Consider the following 24752-nt stretch of genomic DNA (forward strand, 5'->3'; position numbering starts at 1 on the left):
CATTATAGTCTGCGCAAAAAATCGCTGTCAATCACCGTAAACACGGGGCACTCGCGCCGAAATTCCGGTAACAATTTCATACCCAATGGTATCCGCTTCTCGGGCTAAGTCATCAGCCGTTACGGTGAGGCCCCCCGACTCGCCTATCAGCACCACCGGATCCCCTACATTAATGGGTGCAGCGGCATCTGCCCCGACGGACAACTGATCCATCGAAATGCGGCCAACCACCGGGTAACGATGACCTCGAATCAATACATGGGCACGGTTAGAGAGAGCACGCCGGTATCCATCCGCGTAGCCAATGGGGACGGTGATAATTTTCATGGGACGGTCGGTCACAAATGTGCTCCCGTAGCCTACAGCAAACCCTTCGTCCACGTCTTTGACAAAGGTCACTGTACTGATCAACTCCATGACAGGCCGTAATCCCTTAGGCATCGGATGGTATGCTTCAAGACCATACATCGCAATCCCCACCCGCACCATGCTAAATTGCGTTCCTGGATATTTTAGTGCCGCAGCCGAATTAGCGGCATGCATCAGTAATGGCTCGATAGAGGCTTGTCGCAGACGTTCGGCAATATCCAAGAACACCGCCACTTGATGCTGGGTGAATAGCGGGTCAGACGCATCCGCATTCGCGAAATGCGTCATAAGGCCTGCCAATATCACGTGGGGCGAGCGCAGACGTTCAATCCACGCATCATCCAAGTGTGCGGGAAGCATACCAATGCGTCCCATCCCAGTATCCATCTTCAAGTGCACCCGTGCTGGCCTCTGACGCTTTTTGGCCGCCTCTTCGATTTGCGCAAATCGCTCAGGGTCAAAGACCACTAAATCCAGCTGATTGTCCAGCGCCTCCGTAACTTCTTGGGCGGCCGGTTGGCCCAGCACTAAAATAGGAGCGTCTATGCCAGCGTTACGCAAAGCCACGCCCTCTCCCACGAGAGCGACACCCAAATACGAAGCTCCCGCACTTAAGGCCGCTTGGGCCACCGGAACCGCTCCGTGGCCGTACCCGTCTGCCTTGACCACGGCCATCAGTTGTACATGCGGATTCAACCGGTTCAAAATCCATGACACGTTATGCTGCAAACGGTCTAAATAAATGCGCGCAATTGTTGGTCTCACTGGTGGTCCCCCTGTTCTCTTGGGCTATGAGGCTATATCCACTGCGGCAACTGTGGAGGCTCCTCTTCGGTTTCCACACTGTGCCACGCTTGCCCCAAGCACTCAATCAGGTCCGTTGCCACAACGCTACGGCCATGGTGGCGTGCGGCATGAATGCCACTCCACCCATGCACATACGTGGCCAGCGCCGCCGCTTGTGCACTAGACATTTGAGGTGCTGAGGCTAAAATCCCCGCCACAATACCGCTTAGCACGTCCCCGGACCCAGCCGTGGCTAACGCCGGCGTATTCGCCGTATTCACTAGGATCTGGGCATCCCCCGTGAGCGTATAAAGCCCTTTGAGCACCAACGTCGTCTGATACCGACGATAGGCTTGGTGAAATGCACTGACCCGATTATGATCGACCACCGCCGCACTGATCCCTAACAGCATGCCCATTTCCCCGCTATGTGGGGTTAACAACGACCGCGCGGGTAACCTCAAGTCCGGCCGTTTGGCAAGCCAGTATAGCCCATCCGCATCCACGATTAACGGCTTACCCAAGCCCACGACCTGTTCTAACGCTAAAACACCCGTCTCACGCCCCATACCCGGTCCAAAGATAATGACGTCGGCACGCATGAGTTGTTCTAAATCCTGGGTGGTCAATAATCCGCGTCCCGTCGACGGCCATACCATCAACGGCTCCGGTACGGCCATGCGTCGACGGGCTTTGTGCGGAACAATGAGTTGCACAAGACCTGCGCCCGCCCGCAAGGCCGCCATTCCCGCCATGACAGGAGCGCCCGTCATCGCCACCGAGCCTCCGACAACAGCCACTCGTCCACGCTGATACTTGTGAGCCCCCACGGCAAGCACAGGTCTGTGACCATACGCCCATTTGGGACTAATCCACCCGTCACCGTTTGTTGGCCACTCCAATCCAATATCCGCGATCGTCAATGGCCCCGTGTAGAGGGCACCCGGATACCCGAAGTGGCCCCATTTCGCACCGCCAAAGGTGACTGTACTCGCGATAGCCAATGGCGGCCCCTGATATGCCCCACTATCGGCATCAACGCCAGACAAGATGTCTAACACATACATCGCCGTACCGGCTGCGGACATTGCCTCAAAAATTTGCGCGACGGTTGGATCAAGATTCCCGTGAAAACCCGTGCCAAAAATTCCATCCACTACCCAGGCATAGTGCGCGACCGACGGTATGACGTCATCAACCTCCACCACCCTAGCACCATGCGCAATAGCCGCTTGTTTCAGACCCTTTGCTCCCGCAAACTGCGGCTCCGCCAAAGGAAAACAAACGTCGGTATCATGGTCGCGGGCTAGGTAGCGTGCTACAACTAACGCATCGCCGCCATTATGCCCAGGACCTGCTAGTACGAGTCCTCGACCTTTCGGTAGTTGCGTACCCCACCGTGCTGCGGCTTTGGCGCCCGCCACTTCCATTAAGGACAGAAACCCGACCCCAAAGTCTTGGGCCCGGCGGTCATAATGCCTGGCCTCTTCAACGCTCCATATCTGGTTGTGACGCATAGTCCTCCCTCTTCTCCAGCACCACCATGGCAATAGCATAAAGCCTTTCATGGGTAAAAGACATCCAGATGTGCAATTGGCGCTCTTGCAACCACACGCCTAAAGGACCTTTAACCCTCACCAAAGGCTCATGATGCTCTTGGCGCACGATTTCAATATCAGTCCAGCGGCTACCTCGAATCCCTCCGCAAGCCTTAATGAGCGCTTCTTTTGCCGCAAACCGAGCCGCCCAACGCCTAACCGCTTCGGGTCCGTCCCCAACGCTCAGTGATTCGGCGGGGGTAAAGATGCGCGGTAAAAAACGCGGGTTTTCCAATGCTTTCGCAATCCGTGCAATTTCCGTCGCATCGACGCCTATTCCGTGAATCATGCCCGCCCCGTTCTCCTCATGGCTTGTCAACCCGCCCCGCATCATCTATTTGTTCCATTAATTGCCATTCTAAAATCCGTTCTAAAGTTAAGTCGGGCTGTTGCAAGTAATACCGTGCCGTATCCAATAGAGCTTGGACGGGCATCAACCCCACCAATTCCGTGCGGGCCACACTAACGCCATACTGCTGCGCCTCTTGCCGGACCATTTCCACAGCCCGCGGCAAAGATGTCTTAGGATAATCGACCAAATTGAGCGATACCTGTACCTGTCCTTGCGAGACGGTATCCATGGCCAATGCCTTGACCCCTGCGAGCCCTCCGCTAGAATTACGCACTGCTTTAGCTACGGCCTGCGCGACTTGAATATCCGTCGTGTTTAAAAAAACATTAAAGGCAATCAACGGCCTGCGCGCCCCCACTGCTACCGCCCCCGCGCTCGGATGGGGAGACGAGGGGCCGTAGTCCGGCACATCACTGGACATTCGCGCTGCCAGACCCTCAAATTCTCCGCGCCGCACATCGGCCAAGTTACGCCTCTGTGGAATCGTCGCCGCGTGCTCATACAAATACACGGGAAGTCCAAGCTCACGCCCCAACCGCTCCCCCACCCTCTGCGCCGCCTGGACGGCATCCGCCATGTTCGTACCCTCTAAGGGAATGAAAGGAATGACATCGATAGCTCCCATCCGCGGATGAGTTCCCACGTGCCGACGCAAATCAATTTGCGACACCGCCACAAACGCCGCACGCAGTACGGCCTCTTCGACAGTCGCGGTCTCCCCGGCTAATGTCAACACCGACCGATTATGGTCATAATCCCCTTCCATTCCCAACACCCGAGCTCCCGCACTAGCGGCCGCCTCCGCGATGGCTTGCATGACGTCCAGACGCCGACCCTCTGAAAAATTGGGCACACATTCTATCCACATATCACTCGACCTCATTTTCCCAGGGAATTATCCTCACCCGCGTACTGTAAAACGTGGCCCCCCCACCAAAGTCTGACAGCGTTTGACTCGTCAACTGATTAATATTGACGCCTCCCCCGTCTTGGTTCCAACGTACGGCATAACTCAAGACGACGCCGGGTCGTGCCTGCTTGCTGCCGCGCAGCTGCAAAATTACATGGCCTGTCGGGCTTTCGACGCGTACGCGCTGCCCATCTTGCAATCCCAAGTGCTCTATATCCTCTTGATGCGCATAAATGGTGGGATTAGGCTCTCGAATAAGCAACCGGGGATTATTACCAAAACTCGACTTAATCGTATTTTGGCGCGAAGGCGTAATCAGAACAAGAGGATATTCTGCTGGCGTCTGAGGTGGAGTAAACGGCAACACAGGTAAAGGGTACAACCTAAAGAGAGGACCGTTGTGGTCCTTAGTATCTAAAAATGGACGGTCCGACACCTTAAGGTTGACTTTTTGCACCGGACGTTTTTGCAGACTTTCCCACGTAATGCCATGAAGCCACGGATGCTGTGTATCAAGGGCTTGCCGAATCAGATCTTCATCACTATCCTGACACCATGGAGCGTCCTTAAATCCACAGGCTCTAGCCAAACGCCGAAAAAATTCGGTATTCGATACCGCTTCGCCTGCCGGCAATACAGCTTGCGGGCTTAACTGAATATAACGGTGCCAATACGACGTATGGAGATCGAGGGTTTCAAAGGCCATCGCCGCGGGCAATATCCAATCCGCATACTGAGCCGTGTCCGTCAACATTTGCTCGTGCACGACCGTAAACAAATCCTCACGCCGTAGTCCCGCTAGAACCCGCCCTTGATCCGGCGCCGTCGCTGCGGGATTGCTGTTATACACAATCAAAGCTTTAATAGGGGGATCATCCAATTGGGTTAAGGCATCTCCCAACTGTACCATATTAATTGTGCGGGGATTTCCCGATCGCAATTCTGGGCGTGTTAATCGGTCCCAGTTAAGGGGAAAAGCATCGCCATTCCCTAGCAAGTGTCCGCCCCCCACATCCCGGTATGATCCGGTGATCACGGACAACGCAGAAATCGCCCAGACAGCTTCTCCCGCATGCTCCTGTCTTTGTACACCATACCCGGTACGCAAGAGCAAAGGACGCACGCTCGCCAGGCGCTCGCCTAAACGCTCTATGGTCGCCACAGGCACACCAGTAACCCGGGCTGTCTCATCCAAGGTCCACGGCCACGCGCGTTCGAGATAGGCGTCGAATCCTTGCGCATACTGGGCAACGAAGGATTTGTCATATTGTCCCGTGGCCACTAAATACCGACCGAGACCTAACGCTAAAGCAACATCGCTGCCAGGGTTAAGGTCGATATGGTGACCATAACGGGCGGCGGTGTCCGTGTAAAGCGGATCGACCACATAAATGTCAGCGCCTTGCGATTGCGCCTGATCTAACAAAGGAATTTCATGAACATTAGTCACAACCGGGTTGCTTCCCCACAAGAGGATTAATGCAGCCCGCCCAATGGTTTCTGGATCAGGCCCTAGCCTTTGCCCATACACCCAGCGCAAAGCCATATCCGCTGAGGCTGTACAGATCGTCCGCGCCAGTTGTGAGGCACCCAAGGCGTTAAAAAAGCGCCGATCCATGGACGCCTCGCTCAACACCCCCATGTTGCCTGAAAAACTATAAGGAAGAATGGCTTCGCCACCATATGTTTGAACGATATGCTGCATTTTTGTGCCAATCGCATCGAGGGCCTCATCCCACGAGGCACGCTGAAAATTCCCTGACCCCTTGGGGCCAGTGCGTTTCAAGGGAAACAGCACGCGATCTTGATGGTTCAGTCGTTCAAGATAGCGATTAACTTTTAAGCAGGCAAAACCTTGCGTGATAGGATGGTCTTTCGCCCCTGTGATGCGCATAATGCGCCCGTTCACGCGTTTGACATCGAGACCACACGTGTCATAACAGTCATGCGGGCAGACTTGATGCACGACCTCGTCGTGTGGCGTGTTCACAGCCGCAACGAGGGTTGGCCCGATGGTGTCACAACGAAATGAGCCCACATCCCTGATGATTCATGGCCTGGCACTAAGCTGGCCAAACGAAATGAGCCAGGTATGGTCGGCACAAAACTCAATGTTCGCCGTTGGCCCTGGGAAATTCCTTTCGCCAACGGCGGTGTTCCTGCACCGGGAAACAGCGCTTGTGTACTTTGCGGTCCCCGCACAACCGCCCATGAATTGGCAAGCCCACTATCATTCGTAAATTCAATCACCACATGCCAGCCTTCTGGCACTGTGACCCACATCGCGCCGTTGGCCGTACCATTAAGATTAAAGCCCTGACTGGCATACCCGGCAATCACCGTCAAATCCACGGTGTGTTGTGCCGCATTGGCGTGCATCCACACACTTTGGGAATGACTTGGTGACGGTATCACCATGGCAGGAACTTTTTGCTGAGGGGGACCTGCAAAGAGTCCGCACCCTGACATCGTACCTGCCAAGGCAATCCCTGCAACTAGGAATGACCATTTTCTCACGTGCTTGTCCTCTTTCGTTTCGTAGTCCAACCTCCAACCTTATCTCCTTCATCCTATGCGTTAGCTGACAAAATGACAAGAAAACGCCGCGGACAATTCCTGGAAGTTGGGGTTGGTATTGTCTCGCTCAAATTTATTTTGCCAAAACTCTTTACAGCTTCACGCTCCTGTGATTATAATTTCACAAACGGCCAATGAATGGGAAGAGCCGGGCGGTTCTCTAGAAAGTCGGTAGGATGGAACCCGATGTGCTGCCCGAACCCGATTCCACCCAGGAGGACATCAGCGATGAGTTGATCGCGGAGCTGCGTTAAAAGCCAAAGAGCGGGCAGAATCTATCGATCTGCCAAATAGGGTGGCACCGCGGTGACTACCGTCCCTAATAATTTAGGGGCGTTTTTTGTTTTGCGTGATAAAAATAAACCCCATAATCTTAAGGAGGAATCCCCAATGATGTATCCACCACAAATTCTTTTACCAGGCCCCACCCCTGTCCCCCCTAGTGTTAACCTCGCCATGCAACAAGCTATGTCAGATCACCGTGGCGCGGTCTTTACACGGGTCAAGAATCATGTCACCGCGCAGCTTCAAGACCTCTTTAAGGTCGGAGTAGATGGAGGCGTCGCGGTAATACCAACCACCGGCACGGGTGCGTTGGAAACCGCTGTCCAAAACTTTTTTAATCCCGGCGACCGTGTCATTGGCGTGAGCACAGGCGCCTTTGGTGAACGCTTTGTCGATATCGCCGAGAAAATGGGCGTCGAGGTGCGTCATATCCGCGTGCCCTATGGGCAAGCGTTTGACCCCCAGCATGTTATCGAAACGCTTGACGAAGAACACCACATCAAAGGGATCCTCGTGACGCATAATGAAACCTCGACGGGCGTGTTGAATCCCGTGACACAATTAGCCGAACTGCTCAAACACCACCCCAATCGCCCGTTATTAATTGTCGATAGCATCAGTGGTGTGCCATCGGTGCCCCTGACGATTGAGCAAGACGATGTGGACGTCATTGTCGCCGCCTCTCAAAAAGGCTTTATGTGCCCTCCCGGTCTCGGCATCTTAGCGCTCTCAGCTCGGGCTCGTGAGCACGTGTTAAAAGACCGGCCGGGTCGGCTATTCTTTGACCTGCAACCATATTTGGCCGGGCAATTCCCCTACACTCCCGCCGTCTCATTGTGGAACGGCCTCGAAGAGGCCCTTAATCTGCTCGAACAAGAAGGCGTCGAGGCCCGTCTCGCGCGGCACCGCCTTATGGCGCAGATGACCCATGCTTTTGGTGCGGCCGCTGGCATGGAGCCCGCCGTAGACCCCGCAGTCGCGTCTCCCACCGTGACAGCACTGCACGTTGCAGAAGGCTTTGAGCCTCAAGAATTCCGGAATCAGACAGCCGTATTAGGTCTACAAATCGCCGGTGGCATGGGTCCATGGCATCATGAAATGGTGCGTATCGGCCACGTAGGCGCACTGATGCCCAATCAATTGTTTGAGGGACTCAGCACCCTAGCCCATCTTCTCCCCCGCGGTCTTGACGGGGTGCAGGCAGCTTGGAAAGTATGGCACGACAATCTGGCCATTCAAAAGGAGGCGTACCGATAATGACGAGGCCCCGCATCTTAATTACCGAAACCCTTGGTCAAGAAGGCATTGATCTCCTGCGCGAAGTAGCCGATGTCGATGCCTATGACCTGCTCCCCAAAGAACAGCTTCCCGAAATCATCGGCAACTATGATGCCGTGATTGTGCGCAGTGCACATCGCCTCCCCCGTGAGACCCTAATCGGTCATCCTCGGCTCAAAGTCGTCGCACGGGCAGGTTCGGGTGTCGACAACGTGGATCTAAAGACTTGCACTGAACTGGGCATTGCCGTCATCAATGCCCCAGGCGCTAACGCGGTAGCGGCCGCCGAACAGGCCTTCGCACACATGCTTGCCATCTTGCGCAACGTCCACCTCGGTGATGCTCATGTTCGCAGCGGGGAGTGGAGCCGAAAGAAATTTCTAGGAGGCGAGCTCCATGAAAGGCGTTTAGGCATTATCGGATTTGGAAAGGTTGGCCGTGAAGCCGCTCGCATTGCCAATGGTTTCCGCATGAAGGTGTATGCCTATGACCCCTTTGTCGCCGATGAGATTTTTCAAGCACACAATGTTACCCGTATGGAAACCCTCGAAGAGCTTCTGCCGGTCTCCGATATCCTGACCTTGCATACCCCGAAGTCAGGACCTCAAATCGGCCTTGACTTGTTGTCCACTCTTCCCGCTGGCGCTATTGTCATCAATGTGGCGCGCGGTGGAATGATTGATGAAGAAGCCTTAGCGACCTTAATGGACACCGGTCACCTGCTTGGCGTCGGGTTGGATGTGTTCAGCCAAGAGCCGCCGCCCGCCGATTTTCCTCTATTCCGTCATCCCCGGGCGGTGTTAACGCCCCACCTTGGAGGCAGCACGCATGAAGCCATGACTGGCGTGGCCGTGATGACAGCGCAAGGGGTTATCGCCGCCTTGCAAGGGTTAACCCCCCCCAATATCGTCAATGTGCCTGTGCCTCCCTTAACCCCCGATGAGTTCGGCATGCTTGATGAGGGAGCTCGCATTGTCGGCCGCATTTTTGCCCAAATGCATCGCACCTTGCATGCGCCTATTGTTTTGAGCTTAAAAGGCCCTATTCCCAAGAATGCGTTGCCATGGCTCAAGCAAACGGTTTTGGCCGCAATTTTAAACGAACAGCTAGCCGACCGTGTGAACGCTGTCAACGCACTCGTCAAAGCTGAAGAACAAGGTCTCAAACTGCTCGTCGAAGAACGCGACGCAAACGCATTGCCGACGTTGGCACTCCGGCTCGAGGGCCATCCTGAAACCACGACCGAAGTGTCTTTAGAAAATCACGTACCCCGTCTGCGGCGCATTAATGGGGTGGCTGTTGATCTGCCATGGCCAGACATTGCCCTAATGACGGTGCATGACGATGCGCCCGGCGTAGTCGGCAAAGTAGGCACCCTAGTCGGTCAGTACGGCATCAATATCGGTAATTTGCATTTGGGCCGGCAGGAGAATAATCACCAAGCCCTGATGATTTTATCGCTTGACCAGACGGTCCCCGATGACCTGGTCCGGGATTTAAATCAAATTACCGATATCCACCACGTATTTGTCTTCTAGGCGCGGTTTTTAACCGATAGGCAAGCATGCCCAGCCACCCAAAAGCGCCACGGATAGAGGGCAGCCTCCTCGGCATAATTCACATTGATGCGCGGACCCGTTGCCAGCTGATTGTCTGGCAACGGGTCCTGATCGTGATACAGGCGCAAAGCCGAATGAGCCAGATGCCATCCGTATTGTCTTTTGGTAATTCCCATAGCTTGGGCCAATTTACCAGGTCCGTTGGTGAGCTCACAAAGACCTTTCCGCGGCCAAGCCAATCTGCGGCGCTGCGCCATCAGCTCTAATCCCTCCAATGGCTCCAACGCCCGAATTAAAATCGCCTCAGGCGCGCCATGCGGCCCCGACACGACGTTTAAGCAATAGTGCATGCCATAAATGAAGTAGACATACGCATGCCCCGCGTCTTCGTACATAATGCGAGTGCGCTCGGTCATCCGTCCGCCATAGCTGTGCGCCGCTTTATCCCACGGCCCTTGATACATTTCGACTTCGACAATGCGTCCAGCCGTTAGGCCTTCGGGTGTGTCATGCACCAAAACCGTTCCTAATAACGCCTTCGCTAACACGTTTGTGGGCTGTAAAAAGAATGAGACATCCACTGGTCCTCGCCAAGGAAAGGGCATCATGCGCCTCCAACGTCCATTTCATCTTCAATTCATTGTAATGACTTGCCCAAAACCATGCCAAATATTGCAACGCCAATCACAAAAAATCGTCGTGCTGCCAGCACCGCCTTACCTGTTACAATCAAAATAAGGAGGCGTTTTTTCACATGCCCAAAATGGGAACAGCGATGTCACCGCTACACGGTGGGCATTGTCCCCCTTGGTTATTCCAGAAAATGACCCGGCTTAGTGCCGCGATCATCGAAGCTGTCGCCTACGAATTTGGTACGGCCGAAGCCTTGCGGCGCATGGCAGATCCCGTTTGGTTTCAAGCCTTTGGCAGCGTTATCGGGTTTGACTGGCACTCATCGGGCCTCACGACCGTCGGCCTTGGAGCGCTCAAGGAAGGGCTCGCCGCCAAACAACATGACCTGGGACTGTTTGTTGTTGGGGGAAAAGGTAAAGCGTCGCGCAACACGCCCCAGGAAATTGAGCAGATTGGGGATGCGTTAGGCCTCCCCACTACGATTCATCCATTAACCGATGTAAGCCGCATGGTGGCGAAAGTCGATAATGCGCTTGTGCAAGATGGATATCAACTCTATCATCATGTCATGCTATTTGATAAGACGGGCCAATGGACTGTCATCCAACAAGGCATGAACGCCGACAATCAAACGGCCCGCCGTTACCATTGGCTCAGTCAAACCGTCACGGCCTACACAGTGGAGCCGCATCATGGCATTGTGGGGCGAAGCCTGCCATACGTGCTGGACTTGACTGACCGCCATAACCAGGAGATACAAGGGCATTGCGTCGAATTGACGCAGCATCCCGAAGAGGTGTTATTGGCACTGCGCGAGTTGCGCCGGGAACAAGGACAGGCCGAATTGGTCATGCCTGCCCATCACGACATTCCGTCTGCGTCATACCTCAACAAAATTTTGTACCAAATTTATGACCACGCACCGCACAATTACGAAGATCTTCTCCGTATCCCTGGCGTCGGCGCCAGTACCATGCGCGCATTAGCCATGGTCTCCGAGGTCGTTTTCGGATCGCCCCTCACCTATCACGATCCCGTGCGCTACAGTTTTGCGCATGGCGGGAAAGACGGTATTCCCTTCCCCGTAGATCGCCATGACTATGAGACATCGCTGGCCGTACTCGAACAAGCCATTTCTCGCGCAAAAGTCGAGGATCGAACGAAAATGGACAGCTTGCGCCGTCTCGCCCGGCTAGACATTTTAAATACCCCTGAATCGTAAAATTCGCTGGCTTGTGCTATGATTCGCCGTGTATTATTCCCTAGCATCCGCCCGTCGAATGTGCTAGGCAAGGTTGTTATGTTAAAGGAGCGATAAATTTGCGCATTTTAGTGACTGGTGGCTCAGGTTTTATCGGGCACGCTCTAGTAGCCCGCCTTATGGCGATGGGGATGGACGTGGTCGTTGCGGATTTGGTCCCATCCCGACACCCTAACGTGCAACAAGTCGTAGGGGACCTTCTTGACCGCACTATTCTCGAACAAAGTTTAACCCCAGGGACGGACGCCGTGATCCATTTGGCTGGGTTTACCTCCGTGCTAAAGTCCATCCCCATTCCATATCAAGTCTATGAAACAAACCTAAAGATGACGGCCGACTTGCTAGAGCGTTCCCGTCAACTTGGCGTCAAGAATTTCGTATTTGCCTCGTCCAATGCCGTGGTTGGCAATGTAGGCTCTCGCCTCATCAATGAGGACATGCCTTTGCAGCCCCTAACACCCTATGGGGCCACCAAAGCTGCCTCGGAAATGCTCATCTCGGCTTACACGGCTTCCTACGGTATTTACGGGTGTGCCGTACGTTTGACCAATGTTTATGGGACCGGGATGATGCACAAAGACAGTATGATCCCACGCCTCATGCGCGCAGCGCTGGGACAAACCCCCGTGCATATCTATGGAGATGGTGAGCAAGTACGCGACTATATTTACTTAGGCGACGTGGTTGAGGTCTTTGTCAACGCCCTAACCAAGAATATTACAGGCCCGTTGACGACGGGCTTTGGCCGTTCCGTCAGCGTCAACACCTTGTGTGAACTGGCCTCTGAAGCCGTCGGACGACCTATTGAGGTCGACCACATTGCCGCGATGCCTGGCGAAATGCCCGCGGTAATCGTCAATACTGCTCGTCTCAAAAGCTTAGGCATGGCACCTCAAGTAGACTTACCTGAGGGCCTCAAAGCCGTGTGGGAAGACTTCCAAACCTTTTCGTAATCGAGACTATGCGTCATATCATCGTACGTGACATGTTGCGGCGGCGTGTAGCCCATAGCGTAAGAGCGCCTAGCACGACCACCGCAATGCCCACGCCAGAACCCCATAGCCCTATACGAACACTGCGGGGCCGATACCGAAAGATGACTTGGTATCGGCCTTTTGGTATCGCCACGGCCTGAATCACTCCTTCGGGCTCTACACGCTCTGTTTTATCGAGATGGGGCCCCGTGATGGTCGCCGTCCAACCGGGCTGATACGCTTCACTACGGATTAACGTCGTCGCCCGCGGCGCAGACACTACGACAGTATCTTGAGCTTGAAGCGTTTGGTGAACGATTTCCGCCTTGCCTGGCCCTGTAAGCCACACCATGCCCTGAGTCTTTGTATTGCGGAACACCCCAAACGCCCCAATGGTACCCACAAATCGCCACTTGGGAAATGCTATCATATTCTGTAGAGGCCCCGTAATCCGGTAGGCCTTGCCCTCGGACGTTACAATCATGGCCCCATCAATCGGTCGATGACCAGGACTATGAATCGCCAGTCCGGCCATAGGTGTCGCTTGCCATGACAACGTGACGGTTTGCCCTGAGAACCGTACCTGCGGTGTCAGCCACTTTTCTTTATCAGACCCAGATACCAAAAGTCCCACTCGCCAACGTCCTTTTGACGCTGTTAAGGGCTTTACCATGTCCAAGTGCAGCGCCGTCACGTCAAGCGTTTTCCCAAAAAACCATGGCTTCTCGGCGGTTGCCAAGGGCTTTGCAACGTGTGTACGGGGATGCCATGATAAAGGTACCCTCTGAATAAACGACGACGGAACCGTAAACAACGTACTAACATTCAACTGATTGATAAGGGGCAGATTCAGAACCGTAGGCGAAAACGTCGCTTGCAAATGCGCTCCGGTCGCATTGTTATAACGGCTGGATACGAGTGACCCATAGCCCTGAAAACTGGGCAGCCCCGTTAAAATATTGAGGTCAGGCTGCCCAATAGCATCAACCTGCCGGTAGTCATTCAGGTCCGGATTATACAGAGCATAACGGGTCCTTACCGGAACTTCAGCCCGGGCTTTGGCCACGAGATATCCGGTCCCCGTGGCGACAGACGGTTTGGGTACATTGAGCCAATATTGTCCTGCATCATACAATCCCAAATCCACAGCGGTAAACAGAGCCAAAATCCCAATCCGCCAACGCTCGGGCACGCGCGGCAACCCTATTATCACAGCCACCGCGGCGGCGCCCAGCAATACGCTCACGATCAAATACGGCACCATGAAGGAAAAAAGGCGAGACGTCGCCTCCCACAAGCCCCACGCAAAAACACTGGCGAGTACCACCCCAAAGACTTTGGCCAGGCGTTGGCGGTCCGCCGCAAAAGCCGTATTACGGACGTTGTCAATCCAAAAAGCAAACAGAGCCGCCAGCGCAAAATCAAGCATAAAGAGATTGCGATTTTGGGCGCGAATCCCGTTATACACGGGCACATGAAACAGGAGGTGGCTCATGGGCGTATATTTCCCCAGCGCTAGGACAGCCCCCACGATGGCGAGCGTATAGAACATGGTCACAAGACGTCTTACCGCGGGTGGTGCCCATACAGGAAACATCCGTAGCGCGGCATACAGCGGCAAAATTCCCACGTAGCTGGACACCTCGGGCAAGTTAAACCGCCCAGCATAGTACATCATCGCAAGAAAACGGTGATACCCACCTAAAATATAGGGAAAGAACAATAACACCGCATCAGCGGGAGGAACGGACATGGACCCGAAAAATTGAAAACTGGCGTGGGACCGCTGCGATAGATGAATAAAAGCCTCCCCAGGCACCCACTGGGCTGCCCCCAGCAATAAAGCAATGGCGGCGGCCACACCATATCCGGCCATCGTCGCTCCCTTGTAAGCCGTGCTGGTAACAAAAAACGCGGCCAAAATGGCAGAAAAAATTGCGCCATAAGCCATGGGTTCGGGGCTGCCCGCCAAAATGACAGCCCCCGCAAACACCCCTAACGCTAACACCCAGGCCCATTTCATCCGAGGCGTCGAGGCGTGGGCTATTTGATATAAGGCCACGGCCACCCAGGTCAACCATCCGACCCCTTGCAAGGTTTCGAGATGCACCATTTGGGCGGCCATAAACCCCCCGAACGCAAAAGCCCATGCCCCTAACAAACTGGCCCACACACTGCGACCGAGTACGCGCAAAAACGTGTAAAAGCCGGTGCTGGCGACCGCGTAACTAATGCCAATGGTCAACGTCCATGCCCAAGGTCCAGACAATAGCGCAAAAAGCCACGTCAAAGGATACGCTGCGCCTGCATTAAACCCCGCTAAAAGCGGCGTGCCACTCCAAATATATGGATCCCACAAAGGCAAATGCCCTTCGCGGAGGATTTTACCCACCAAAGTCCGCAAGGGATAGTTTTGAATGAGGTTGTCCCCATGTAGCGTCAAAAGTCCCGGCTCAAGACCGACGGCCACCAACATAGGAAACCCTACCAAGAACGCCAAAGCCCAAATGTCTTTACGGTCCCACTGCTGGGACCGAATGGGGCTTGATATCATATGGCGCGAAGCCAGCTTTTGAAAATGACACGCGCATAATGGTAAGCATAGGTCAAATTATGACCTTTTTTGGTATGACCCGATGTCCGTGGATACATAGACGCTGGACGCTCAATGACTCGGTAATTTTTACGCATGGATAAAATGAGCAGTTCGGCCGCATGGTACTGATCTTCGCTTAACGACAAATCTTTAAGCACTTGCGCTTTAATGGCCCGAAATCCATTGGACGAGTCCGTAATCTTTTGCTTAATCAATATGCCGATGAGCCAGTTAAACCAATAAACTCCCAACACGCGAATCATATCATCTGTTACATAATTACCCATACGGCGTGAGCCTTGCACGTAATCGGCTTCGTCATTTAACACGGGTTCGACTAAGTCGCGCATTTCTTCGGGATCATACTGCCCGTCGGCATCGAGAGTCACGATATATTGCGCGCCATGTTCAATAGCCAGGTGATAGCCCACCCGCAACGCTGCACCCTGCCCCCGATTGACCCGTACATAAGACGCAAAATCTCCATGTTCTTTGACAATTTTATCTGTCCCGTCAGGACTTCCATCGACCACAACCAATACAGACACCGCCGTGTTATGCACCATACGGGGAATACTTTCGAGGACCTTGCCAATATTCGCCGCCTCGTAGTAAGCCGGTATGACCACGGTAATGGGATTAAATTGAACCGCGCCATAATCCTTATCAAAGTCGTCAAACGCTTGTTCGTCTACGAGCTGGTTGATAATATTTAAAGACTTGGCGGATTTCCCATTGGCCGCACGCAAGGCTCCAAATAGCAACACCACCATCAGCACAAGCAAAATGGCGACGCCATCAATAATGGTGAGATTATGATTCCGTAAAAGACGCCCAATCGGGGCAACTAACGCCGGTTCAAACGCAATAACACCAAATACGACCGCCAAACTCCAACCAATTTTGCTGCGCCAATTCTCTAAAAATCCCATTAACCCCAACGTCATCACAAGAAAAGCTGCGAAGACCACCCGAACAGCGACCATAACCACAAACCCTCCTATTTAACTTTGGCATTCCTGTGGATCATACCCACAGCAGGACGCAAGCGCGCTAGCATATAAATGCCGCCTAGACCTGAGACGTAAAGAAGATTTAGCACATGAAACGCTAGCGCTAAAACTATAGACTCTTTCAGCGGCGTTCCCACGAGCGTTAATGCTAACATCCACCACGCTTCGGTGGTGCCAAATCCCGCCACGCCCTGCAAAGGAAAGACCATGAACAAAGAAAAAAACATCATGGCAGCTCCAATATGGAAAAACCCTACAGAATACCCCAAACCATGGGCAATCACTTGATAAAACAACGTGCTCGATATCTTCATGCCGATCGTGATTAAAGACAAGACCACCATGTCAATCCACGATAAGCGCGTCATCACCGCTTGAGCGCGAAACGTCGCGGTGATGACTTTCCCCATCCAGTGCGGCAAATGACGCTGTTCCACTCGTTGGATCATGCGTTCCCCGTTAACCAACCGGATCAAAAGAATCACCGCAAGCATGGCGATGGCCCCTACAATAAGAGAGAACCGAACGGTTGTCCAACCATGTTGGGGCAACAGCCACAGGCTAAAGACGAAGGCGAGAATAACCGACCATCCCACGTCAAATAGCCGTCCACCCACCGCCAGCCCTAGGCTGGCGCTTCCTGGCACTCCATAGGGCTTCAAATAGAGCGGCAACAGAAGTTCCCCCACGCCCCCGGGAAACACGCTACACGTCATGGAATAAGCGGCGGTGGGCCCAAACCACTGGTACGGTCGCGCCGCCACCTCTTGGGCTGTGGCCTGCAAAGACCCTGCCATCCTGGAAAAACGCAACGTACGCAATTCGACAAACACGATCTGGCATCCAAGCGCCCACAGGAGCACCGGCCAGGACAGACGGTCCCATGCTGCCTCAATGGCATGCACAGGAATTTTGTGAAAGAACAGCACCACAGCCATTCCTGTCAACAAGAGCACAATCAGCGCCCCCAACCATTTGGAACGGCTGATCCGCACGCCTTGCTGCTTCCATGCCTGCATGCTGTTCCTCCTTTACCCTAATGTCCAATAAGGCTCAAATCCCTTGCCGATCGCACTATCCCTATCATATCTGATTCCTGCGAAAGCAAGCTGAAGCATAGCTGAACTTTCAATTTCCACAATCCAAAGGACATCGTTTGGAAGCGACAACCGAATTTTTTCTCCCAAAAACCCAAAATCAAGCCATAAATTCCCCGCTCATAGTGTACCCAACCATACATCCCAAGGTCCTCCACCCGCCTTGCTCACGTTGGCATACTGCAATCATGACGTATCCATTTACGCAAACATTTTTTAGGAAACAGGTTATAATACACTCATAGCGGCGGCACGCCCGTTGTATTCTTTCAGTTGGGAGGGATACCCAATGTGGCCATCAATTCCACAAGCATTAAATAGTCATGCCACGGTTCCCATTATAATTGTGGCAGTCGTTGTGGTCACTCTTGTCTTTGCTGTCTTCGGGAAATGGTTTCTGCGAATTACTGGATTAAGCCAGGACGAGCAACAGTAATTGCCGTCCTGGTTTCTCTTTCCCTTGGCATTGCTTCACGAACAGTGTATATTTTTCTGAACACCTCGGTGCAATAATGGGTGTTTCGACGATGTAGCAGTCGTCTTAATACTTGGTACTGCCTATGATAGGCCGTCCGTTACCTGCCTCGTTTTTACTCTATGCTCCTCCACAGTGTGGAGAGGTTATCAATAACAAAGAAGGTGATTTCGCTGCCTCCAAAAACATTATTCGAAAAAATCTGGGAAGATCACGTTGTCATGCAAGAGCCGGGTCAACCTGCATTACTCTATATTGACCTGCACTTAGTTCACGAAGTAACCTCACCACAGGCCTTTGAAGGTCTGCGAATGCATCACCGCACGGTAAGACGGCCTGACAAAACCTTTGCGGTCATGGACCACAATGTTCCCACCACGGACCGTTCCGTGCCGGTGGCTGATCCCATTGCACGTCGGCAGATGGACTTATTGGAACAAAACTGCGTGGAAGCTGGGATTCGACTATTTAATTTACACCACCCCGATCAAGGCATCGTGCATATTATTGGACCCGAGCAAGGGTTAACGCAACCAGGTATGACGATTGTGTGCGGCGACAGCCATACTGCCACGCACGGGGCCTTTGGCGCCTTAGCTTTTGGCATTGGAACGAGCGAAGTCGAGCATGTCTTAGCAACACAATGCTTGGTACAAGCGCGTCCAAAAACCATGGCCGTGCACTTTTCGGGAAAACGCCCCTTTGGGGTGACGCCGAAAGACATGATTATGGCTCTTATCGGGCAAATCGGCACGTCTGGCGCCACTGGCTACGTCATTGAATACACAGGTGACGCGGTCCATGAACTCAGCATGGAAGAGCGCATGACGTTATGCAATATGTCTATTGAAGCAGGCGCACGAGCCGGTATGGTTTCCCCCGATGCCACAACGATCAACTACTTAAAGGGTCGCCCCTATGCACCCCAAGGCGAAGCCTTTGATGCGGCCGCGGCCCGTTGGCTGAGCTACGCTACGGATCCCGGGGCTTCTTATGATCGTACGGTGACCGTGGAACTGGACAACCTCATTCCTTTGGTGACGTGGGGGACAAGTCCCGGCATGGTGCTCCGTATTGACGAAACCATTCCCGATCCCAACACGTTTGTCAATCCGACAGAGCGCGAATCCGCTCAGTATGCACTGGAATATATGGGTCTGACACCCGGCACGCCCATCACAGATGTTGCCATTGACCGCGTCTTTATTGGCTCGTGCACCAATGGCCGATTAGAGGACTTGCAACGGGCTGCCGAAGTGGTCAAAGGCCGACACGTTCATCCCCATGTACGCGCCATGGTCGTGCCTGGTTCAGGACAAGTCAAACGGCAAGCCGAACAGCTTGGACTTGATGTCATTTTCAAGGAAGCGGGATTCGAATGGCGAGAACCCGGTTGCAGTATGTGCCTGGGCATGAATCCAGACATTCTCGAACCCGGCGAACGCTGCGCCTCCACCTCTAACCGCAACTTTGAAGGACGCCAAGGCAAAGGCGGGCGAACTCATTTGGTCAGTCCCGAAATGGCCGCCGCCGCAGCGTTATTTGGCCACTTTGTGGATGTCCGCACGGTATCTAAAGAGGAGGCATCGCTATGACCCCATTACGCCAACATCGCGGTTTGGTCGCCCCCCTGCATCGGGCCAACGTTGATACGGATCAGATTATTCCCAAGCAATTTCTCAAACGGGTCGAACGCACAGGCTTTGGCGAATTTCTGTTTTTCGACTGGCGTTACCTAGAGGGCCAACCCAATCCGGATTTTGTGCTAAATCGTCCTCAATATGCAGGTGCTAGCATTTTGATTTCCGGTAGCAACTTTGGGTGCGGCTCGTCGCGGGAGCATGCTCCGTGGGCTCTAGCGGATTACGGTTTCCGCGTGATTATCGCGTCCTCCTTTGCGGACATTTTCTATAACAACTGTTTCAAAAACGGCATGTTGCCGCTCATTCTGGCCGAAGACGCGGTTACGCACTTAATGGCGCAAGCCGAAAAGGCGGAACCATTTTACCTTACGGTCGATGTCGAAAACCTAGAAATCCGGACGGATCAAGGAGAAACCTATGCATTTTCTCTTGATCCGTATCTCCAGCAAACCTTGGTCGAAGGATTAGATGATATCGGCCGCACGTTACAGCATGAAGACCTCATTGCTCAATACGAAGTACAACATGGCTAATAAAAGCAGGACCTCCCCCTAAAGGAGGTCCTGCTTCTTCCCTCGTAAAAAAGACCTTTACATGGCTTGCTCGTCTAGCGGTGCTGCAGGTATAACGTCCCGTCCCAGATACAACGCAAGCAAAATCGCCGCAGACCCCAAATAAAACGATCCTGTCATAGGCTCAGGCGTAATCCAAGCCGATAGCACCACGCCCAACACCGGCTGTATATAAAGAAATAACGCCATAATCGCCATAGGAATCCGAGATGCGGTCAACATCCATAGAAAATACGCCACTGCGGTGCCCAACACCGCCAAATACAAAGCCGCCCACAAAGGGGGTCCACTCCAGTGATGGGGCACCTGTGCTCCGGTGGCTAACCACAGCGGAACCGTTCCTAAGAATCCACCGGCAAACGTTGCTGCTGTGGCCTGTTGTGGCGAAAGCATACGACTCAGCGATGAAGAATACACGTTATAGATGGCAAAACACCCCAGAGCGGCCACCAGTAATCCATCACCCATCCCGTAGCCTTGAACTCCTGGGCGAGGAAAGCCGGCCACGGCCCACGCCCCCACAGCCGCCAAAGCCAACGCCCATTTGCGTGCCTTGGGTAGCCGTTCTTTCAAAAGCAGACTGGCCATTAATGCCGTCAACAAGGGTTCTAACGCGATCGAAATCGCGGCCATCGCGGGTGTAGACGCCCTTAATCCTTGCGTCTGCAGCACAAGCGGCAAAGAAAACCCAATGACCCCAAGCCCTAAGGTTCGCACAATCTTAGACGCGGTCCACGGGCGTCCTCTGAAAAGAAAAGGCGCAAACACCAAGGCCCCTGCCAAGAGTCGAAACATCGTAAGAAATGTGGCACTCGCCGCAGTTAAGGCCAGTCCTGTCGCTGGGTAGGTTCCCGCCCATATCAGATTCATCGCCAGCAACGATAATAAGTCTGGATACTGCTGCGTACGCAAGAGGTGAGCGCGCATTCCTCTTTCCCCCGGAATTCGACTTTAAGCCACGACGAGTCGAAGACCCGCAAAGGCCAACACTAGCAACACCATAATCTGAAACTTCTTAGCATCAATCCGGAAGTGCAAAATATTGCCCCCCACTAACCCTAAAGCTACGGCCGGCAGAAGCCAAGCGGAGGTCACAACGGTTTGGGCACTCAAGAGTCCTAAAGCAAAGTATAACGAGCCACGCACCACCGTGTCAGTCACTGCGATGAATTGAAAGGTTGCTCGAAATGCTCGCTTATCCATATGCCGCATTTGAAAATAAGCCACAATCGAGGGACCGCCTCCACCGTAGAGACTACCAATTACGCCTCCTAAAAATCCCAAGGGCGCCCCCCACTGCCGCGGGGCTTGCGGTAACCGTTCCGGGCGCGTGAGCGCCGCGTACAGCACATACAAAAGGATAAACACCCCGAGCAACAACGTCACACTCTGAGCCGATTCGGCTTTTAAAATCCACGCCCCTACGACTAGTCCAAGAATGGTAAAAGGCCACAACCAAGGGATTTCCTTCCACCGAATTTCCTTAAAATCGTAGGAACCAAGCGCCAACGACGCGACCCCATCCAATAGAAAAACGACCGGCACCACCTGTTTAATCGGCAGAAAAAAAATCAACAACGATACCGAAATCAGGCCGGAACCGAACCCTAACATGCCTCGAATGCCGAAGGCTGCCAGGACAATCAGAAAGGCCCACAGGTAAGGGTTGGCCGCAAAGTAACCAAAATGCATTAGAACCCTCCCATGTCTTTCAAACACGCTTAGTAAAGATGATGAAATTTTACGCGACCAGCGAATATCTGACAAGTTGACCGAGCACCCTAAAAGCTCTACCATAACCAAAAGTTTACTTTCGCATAGAAAACAGTCATTAGCCAGAATAGCATTGGACCAGTATAGTAAGAACCGAACAAGGGCGCTGTAGAGCACTGCGTCTTGGAAGATTTTTCGAGGCGAGGATATTTTCTGGGGTTCGGGTTATCCTCACAAAGGGTAAGAAGGAGATGGAAATCATGGCGGCTCGCGTGCACCATACATCATGGCAGGACTTTTATGGACCGAATGCTGGCTATATTATTGAGCTGTATGAAAATTATCTACGCAATCCAGAATCTGTTGACCAGGCGACGCGCAATCTTTTTGCGGAATGGGGTCCGCCACCTATGGATTTGGCTGAACCCGATGCCGTGGTGGAAGGGGTAGATGAGGAAACTCTCCACATCATCCGGCAAGGTACGGAATTAGCCCGTAATATTCGCGACCTGGGCCACTTGCAAGCGCACTTAAATCCGTTAGACACCTCCGTGGCCAGCTCTCCTTTGTTGCAGTTGGAAACCTATGGACTCACGGCGGAAAAACTGCAGCGCATTCCGGCACAAAGTCTGTGGCCTACATGTGGACCCGAACTGCGCACAGGATGGGATGTGATTCAATACTTATTTTCTCTTTATACAGGTACATTAGCCTATGAATTCAGCCATGTGCATAATCCAGAAGAACGACAATGGCTGGACAACTACGTGGACTCCAACCAAGTGCGCCCTCACCTTTCGGCCGTTGAAAAGCGCGCATTATTGCGGCGCCTCATCGCGGTAGACCAATTTGAGAAATTCTTACATCATACATTCCCCGGTCAAAAGCGATTTTCTATTGAAGGCACCGATGCGATGGTCCCGATGTTGGATCAACTAATTCACTTGTCCGCATCGACAACCGCCATTCGCAATGTTGTCATCGGCATGGCCCACCGGGGTCGTCTGAACGTTTTAGCCCATATTCTAGGCAAGCCCTATGCTGATATATTTGCAGAGTTTCATAGTGCGCCCAACAAAGACCTCGTCCCCTCCGCGGGATCATCAGGCATCAATTTTGGCTGGACCGGTGATGTGAAATACCATCTGGGTGCACGTAAGGTCATGCAAGAATCGAACATGGTGGAAATGCATCTAACGCTCGCAGACAATCCCAGCCATTTAGAGTTTGTTGACCCTGTGGTAGAAGGCATGGCCCGAGCGGTTCAAGATTCTCGCGAACAGCCAGGACTGCCCGTTCAAAACCCTGACAACGCGTTAGCCGTACTCATTCACGGTGACGCCTCTTTCCCCGGAGAAGGAGTCGTCTCAGAAACCTTAAACTTATCCCGGCTGGCCGCCTACAACACGGGGGGCACAGTGCACATTATCGCGAATAACGTCATGGGATTTACCACAGAACCCGATCAAGGACGCAGTACGTTATATGCCAGCGACCTTGCCAAAGGCTTTGAAATCCCCATTGTCCATGTCAATGCGGATGACGCTGAAGCGTGTCTCGGCGTGACAAAAATGGCGCACCTTTACCGACAGAAGTTTCATAAAGACTTTTTGATTGACCTCGTCGGGTATCGTCGATGGGGTCACAATGAGGGTGATGATCCCAGTGTGACGCAGCCATTGCTCTATGAAGCGGTTCAAGCGCATCCTGTGCCCGCGGAAGTCTATGCGCAACAACTTGAACGCGAAGGCGTTGTCACCCATCAAGCTGTTGAACAAATTATTGAAGCCATCCAAGAGGAATTTCGTTCGACATACCAAGCCCTGACACGGGGAGAAGCCGTGCTCACGAAACGAGGGGTAATGCCCGAAGATCCCATTAACCCAGAGCCAGCCCCGGTGTCTGAGGAATTGCTCAAATCGATCAATCAGGCCTTGTTGCAACGCCCGGCCGGGTTCCATGTCTACCCTAAATTGGACCGTATTTTAGCCAAACGCCAAGAAGCCTTTACCGCTCCACAAGGTGTCGATTGGGCCCTGGCGGAAACTTTGGCGATGGCTACAATCTTGGCCGAGGGGACGCCTATCCGCTTTACCGGGCAAGATTCTGAACGTGGCACCTTCAGTCAACGGCACTTAGTGCTACATGATGTAAAAACCGGGGAAAAGTATTGCCCTCTTGATCATTTGCCCCAAGCACAGGCATCGTTTCTCATTTCGAATAGCCCGTTGTCGGAAACCGCTGTGCTAGGGTTCGAATACGGCTACAGCACGCAAGCCTCTGAAACGATGGTATTTTGGGAAGCCCAGTACGGAGACTTCGCCAATGTCGCTCAAGTGCTCTTTGACCAATTTATCGGACCGGGACGTTCTAAGTGGTTGCAAACCTCGTCGTTGATTATGCTCTTACCCCATGGGTATGAAGGCATGGGGCCTGAACATTCCAGCGCCCGTCTTGAACGCTTTTTGCAACTCTCAGCGGACGAGAATTGGCGGGTAACGATTCCAACATCTGCGGCCCAGTATTTCCACTTGCTGCGCTCTCAAGCCGCTTGGATTGGTAAGCGTCCTCGTCCACTGGTCGTTATGGCACCTAAGAGTTTGCTGCGCAATCCTCAAGCAGCTTCAGCCGCTGCGGAACTGACGCACGGGTCGTTTAAAGCCTTATGGGCCATGCCGGTCGCCAATCCTGCAGAGATCACGCGCCTTGTGCTTAGCTCTGGTAAAATTGGGATTGAAGTACGGCAAGCGGCCCAAGAGGTGGAGGGAGGCACACCATGGTTAGCCATGGCCCGTTTAGAACAACTGTACCCCTTCCCGGCGGCCGAACTCTCGGATTTAGTGGCGTCCTTGCCAAATCTTAAAGAAATCTACTGGGTGCAAGAAGAGCCGCAAAACATGGGGGCATGGACCTATGTGGCCACGACCGCCGCACCGTCTTTGCATGGCCTGTCGTTGACCTATGTCGGTCGGCCAGCTCATTCTGCGCCAGCGGAAGGTTATGCGCAACGCCATGCTGCGGAGCAACACCGTATTATTCAAGAAGCGATAAGCCGTTAGGA

The 24752-nt window shown here is 53.3% G+C and carries 20 protein-coding genes; 8 read left to right on the top strand and 12 right to left on the bottom strand.

The features are described from left to right. Positions 1-27: 27 nt before the first annotated feature. From alr to CO251_RS02095, 6 genes are read right to left on the bottom strand one after another with little or no spacing between them, the layout of a single operon-like run. On the bottom strand, positions 28-1134 hold the full coding sequence (gene alr / locus CO251_RS02070; protein ID WP_103374149.1) for an alanine racemase: 1107 nt from the start codon (positions 1132-1134) through the stop codon (positions 28-30). A 32-nt stretch (positions 1135-1166) separates the two neighbouring features. Beyond that, positions 1167-2672 carry an NAD(P)H-hydrate dehydratase gene (locus tag CO251_RS02075; protein ID WP_158246126.1) on the bottom strand — a complete coding sequence of 502 codons (1506 nt, stop codon included), beginning with the start codon at positions 2670-2672 and terminating at the stop codon, positions 1167-1169. Then, positions 2644-3042 carry a holo-ACP synthase gene (gene acpS / locus CO251_RS02080; RefSeq protein ID WP_158246127.1) on the bottom strand — a complete coding sequence of 133 codons (399 nt, stop codon included), beginning with the start codon at positions 3040-3042 and terminating at the stop codon, positions 2644-2646. The genes CO251_RS02075 and acpS overlap by 29 nt, the downstream gene beginning before the upstream one ends. 16 nt (positions 3043-3058) lie before the next feature. Further along, positions 3059-3973: a glutamate formimidoyltransferase gene (ftcD, locus tag CO251_RS02085; RefSeq protein WP_103374152.1), complete on the bottom strand. Its 915-nt coding sequence runs from the start codon at positions 3971-3973 to the stop codon at positions 3059-3061. A gap of 1 nt (position 3974) precedes the next feature. Further along, a complete protein-coding gene (locus tag CO251_RS02090) occupies positions 3975-6005 on the bottom strand; it encodes a molybdopterin-dependent oxidoreductase (protein WP_158246128.1) in 2031 nt (676 codons plus the stop codon). Beyond that, complete coding sequence (locus CO251_RS02095) at positions 6002-6532, bottom strand: sulfocyanin-like copper-binding protein (protein WP_103374153.1); 531 nt, start codon at positions 6530-6532, stop codon at positions 6002-6004. The genes CO251_RS02090 and CO251_RS02095 overlap by 4 nt, the downstream gene beginning before the upstream one ends. Before the next feature lie 450 nt (positions 6533-6982). Here CO251_RS02095 and CO251_RS02100 point away from each other — a divergent pair, with 450 nt between their 5' ends. Further along, a complete protein-coding gene (locus CO251_RS02100; protein ID WP_103374154.1) occupies positions 6983-8134 on the top strand; it encodes an alanine--glyoxylate aminotransferase family protein in 1152 nt (383 codons plus the stop codon). Further along, positions 8134-9693 carry a phosphoglycerate dehydrogenase gene (serA, locus tag CO251_RS02105; RefSeq protein ID WP_103374155.1) on the top strand — a complete coding sequence of 520 codons (1560 nt, stop codon included), beginning with the start codon at positions 8134-8136 and terminating at the stop codon, positions 9691-9693. Before CO251_RS02100 ends, serA begins: the two co-directional genes overlap by 1 nt. Here the strand turns inward: serA and CO251_RS02110 are convergent. Next, on the bottom strand, positions 9690-10322 hold the full coding sequence (locus CO251_RS02110) for a DNA-3-methyladenine glycosylase (protein ID WP_369825225.1): 633 nt from the start codon (positions 10320-10322) through the stop codon (positions 9690-9692). The genes serA and CO251_RS02110 overlap by 4 nt on opposite strands. Positions 10323-10468: 146 nt before the next feature. On the opposite strand from CO251_RS02110, the gene CO251_RS02115 reads away from it, so the two are divergent. Beyond that, complete coding sequence (locus tag CO251_RS02115) at positions 10469-11569, top strand: DUF763 domain-containing protein (protein ID WP_103374157.1); 1101 nt, start codon at positions 10469-10471, stop codon at positions 11567-11569. 98 nt (positions 11570-11667) lie between these two features. Next, the gene (locus tag CO251_RS02120) at positions 11668-12561 is read left to right on the top strand and encodes an NAD(P)-dependent oxidoreductase (RefSeq protein WP_207654601.1); all 894 of its coding nucleotides are present in this window, start codon (positions 11668-11670) and stop codon (positions 12559-12561) included. A 13-nt stretch (positions 12562-12574) separates the two neighbouring features. On the opposite strand, the gene CO251_RS02125 is transcribed toward CO251_RS02120, so the two are convergent. Genes CO251_RS02125 through CO251_RS02135 form a run of 3 tightly spaced genes read right to left on the bottom strand, consistent with a single transcriptional unit; the run spans position 12575 to position 17210 of the window. Then, on the bottom strand, positions 12575-15136 hold the full coding sequence (locus tag CO251_RS02125) for a hypothetical protein (RefSeq protein ID WP_103374159.1): 2562 nt from the start codon (positions 15134-15136) through the stop codon (positions 12575-12577). Beyond that, a complete protein-coding gene (locus CO251_RS02130) occupies positions 15133-16164 on the bottom strand; it encodes a glycosyltransferase family 2 protein (RefSeq protein WP_103374160.1) in 1032 nt (343 codons plus the stop codon). The genes CO251_RS02125 and CO251_RS02130 overlap by 4 nt, the downstream gene beginning before the upstream one ends. A 14-nt stretch (positions 16165-16178) precedes the next feature. After that, positions 16179-17210, bottom strand: a complete 1032-nt coding sequence (locus CO251_RS02135) for a lysylphosphatidylglycerol synthase transmembrane domain-containing protein (RefSeq protein ID WP_103374161.1) — start codon at positions 17208-17210, stop codon at positions 16179-16181. A 367-nt stretch (positions 17211-17577) separates the two neighbouring features. Here CO251_RS02135 and CO251_RS17330 point away from each other — a divergent pair, with 367 nt between their 5' ends. The 3 genes from CO251_RS17330 (at position 17578) to leuD (ending at position 19939) form a co-directional block, all read left to right on the top strand. Continuing rightward, positions 17578-17724 (top strand): hypothetical protein, encoded by a 147-nt coding sequence (locus CO251_RS17330; RefSeq protein ID WP_158246129.1) that lies wholly within the window; start codon positions 17578-17580, stop codon positions 17722-17724. A gap of 161 nt (positions 17725-17885) precedes the next feature. After that, positions 17886-19358 (top strand): 3-isopropylmalate dehydratase large subunit, encoded by a 1473-nt coding sequence (gene leuC / locus CO251_RS02145; protein ID WP_173677052.1) that lies wholly within the window; start codon positions 17886-17888, stop codon positions 19356-19358. Then, positions 19355-19939, top strand: a complete 585-nt coding sequence (gene leuD, locus CO251_RS02150) for a 3-isopropylmalate dehydratase small subunit (protein WP_103374163.1) — start codon at positions 19355-19357, stop codon at positions 19937-19939. Before leuC ends, leuD begins: the two co-directional genes overlap by 4 nt. Positions 19940-19996: 57 nt before the next feature. Here the strand turns inward: leuD and CO251_RS02155 are convergent, their stop codons facing one another. Then, positions 19997-20905 carry a DMT family transporter gene (locus tag CO251_RS02155; RefSeq protein WP_103374164.1) on the bottom strand — a complete coding sequence of 303 codons (909 nt, stop codon included), beginning with the start codon at positions 20903-20905 and terminating at the stop codon, positions 19997-19999. A 24-nt stretch (positions 20906-20929) separates the two neighbouring features. Further along, positions 20930-21670: a sulfite exporter TauE/SafE family protein gene (locus CO251_RS02160; protein WP_103374165.1), complete on the bottom strand. Its 741-nt coding sequence runs from the start codon at positions 21668-21670 to the stop codon at positions 20930-20932. Between the two features lie 281 nt (positions 21671-21951). Here CO251_RS02160 and CO251_RS02165 point away from each other — a divergent pair, with 281 nt between their 5' ends. Continuing rightward, on the top strand, positions 21952-24750 hold the full coding sequence (locus tag CO251_RS02165; RefSeq protein WP_242968234.1) for a 2-oxoglutarate dehydrogenase E1 component: 2799 nt from the start codon (positions 21952-21954) through the stop codon (positions 24748-24750). Positions 24751-24752 lie beyond the last annotated feature (2 nt).

It is taken from the genome of Sulfobacillus sp. hq2, assembly GCF_002903155.1.
Taxonomy (GTDB): domain Bacteria; phylum Bacillota; class Sulfobacillia; order Sulfobacillales; family Sulfobacillaceae; genus Sulfobacillus; species Sulfobacillus thermotolerans.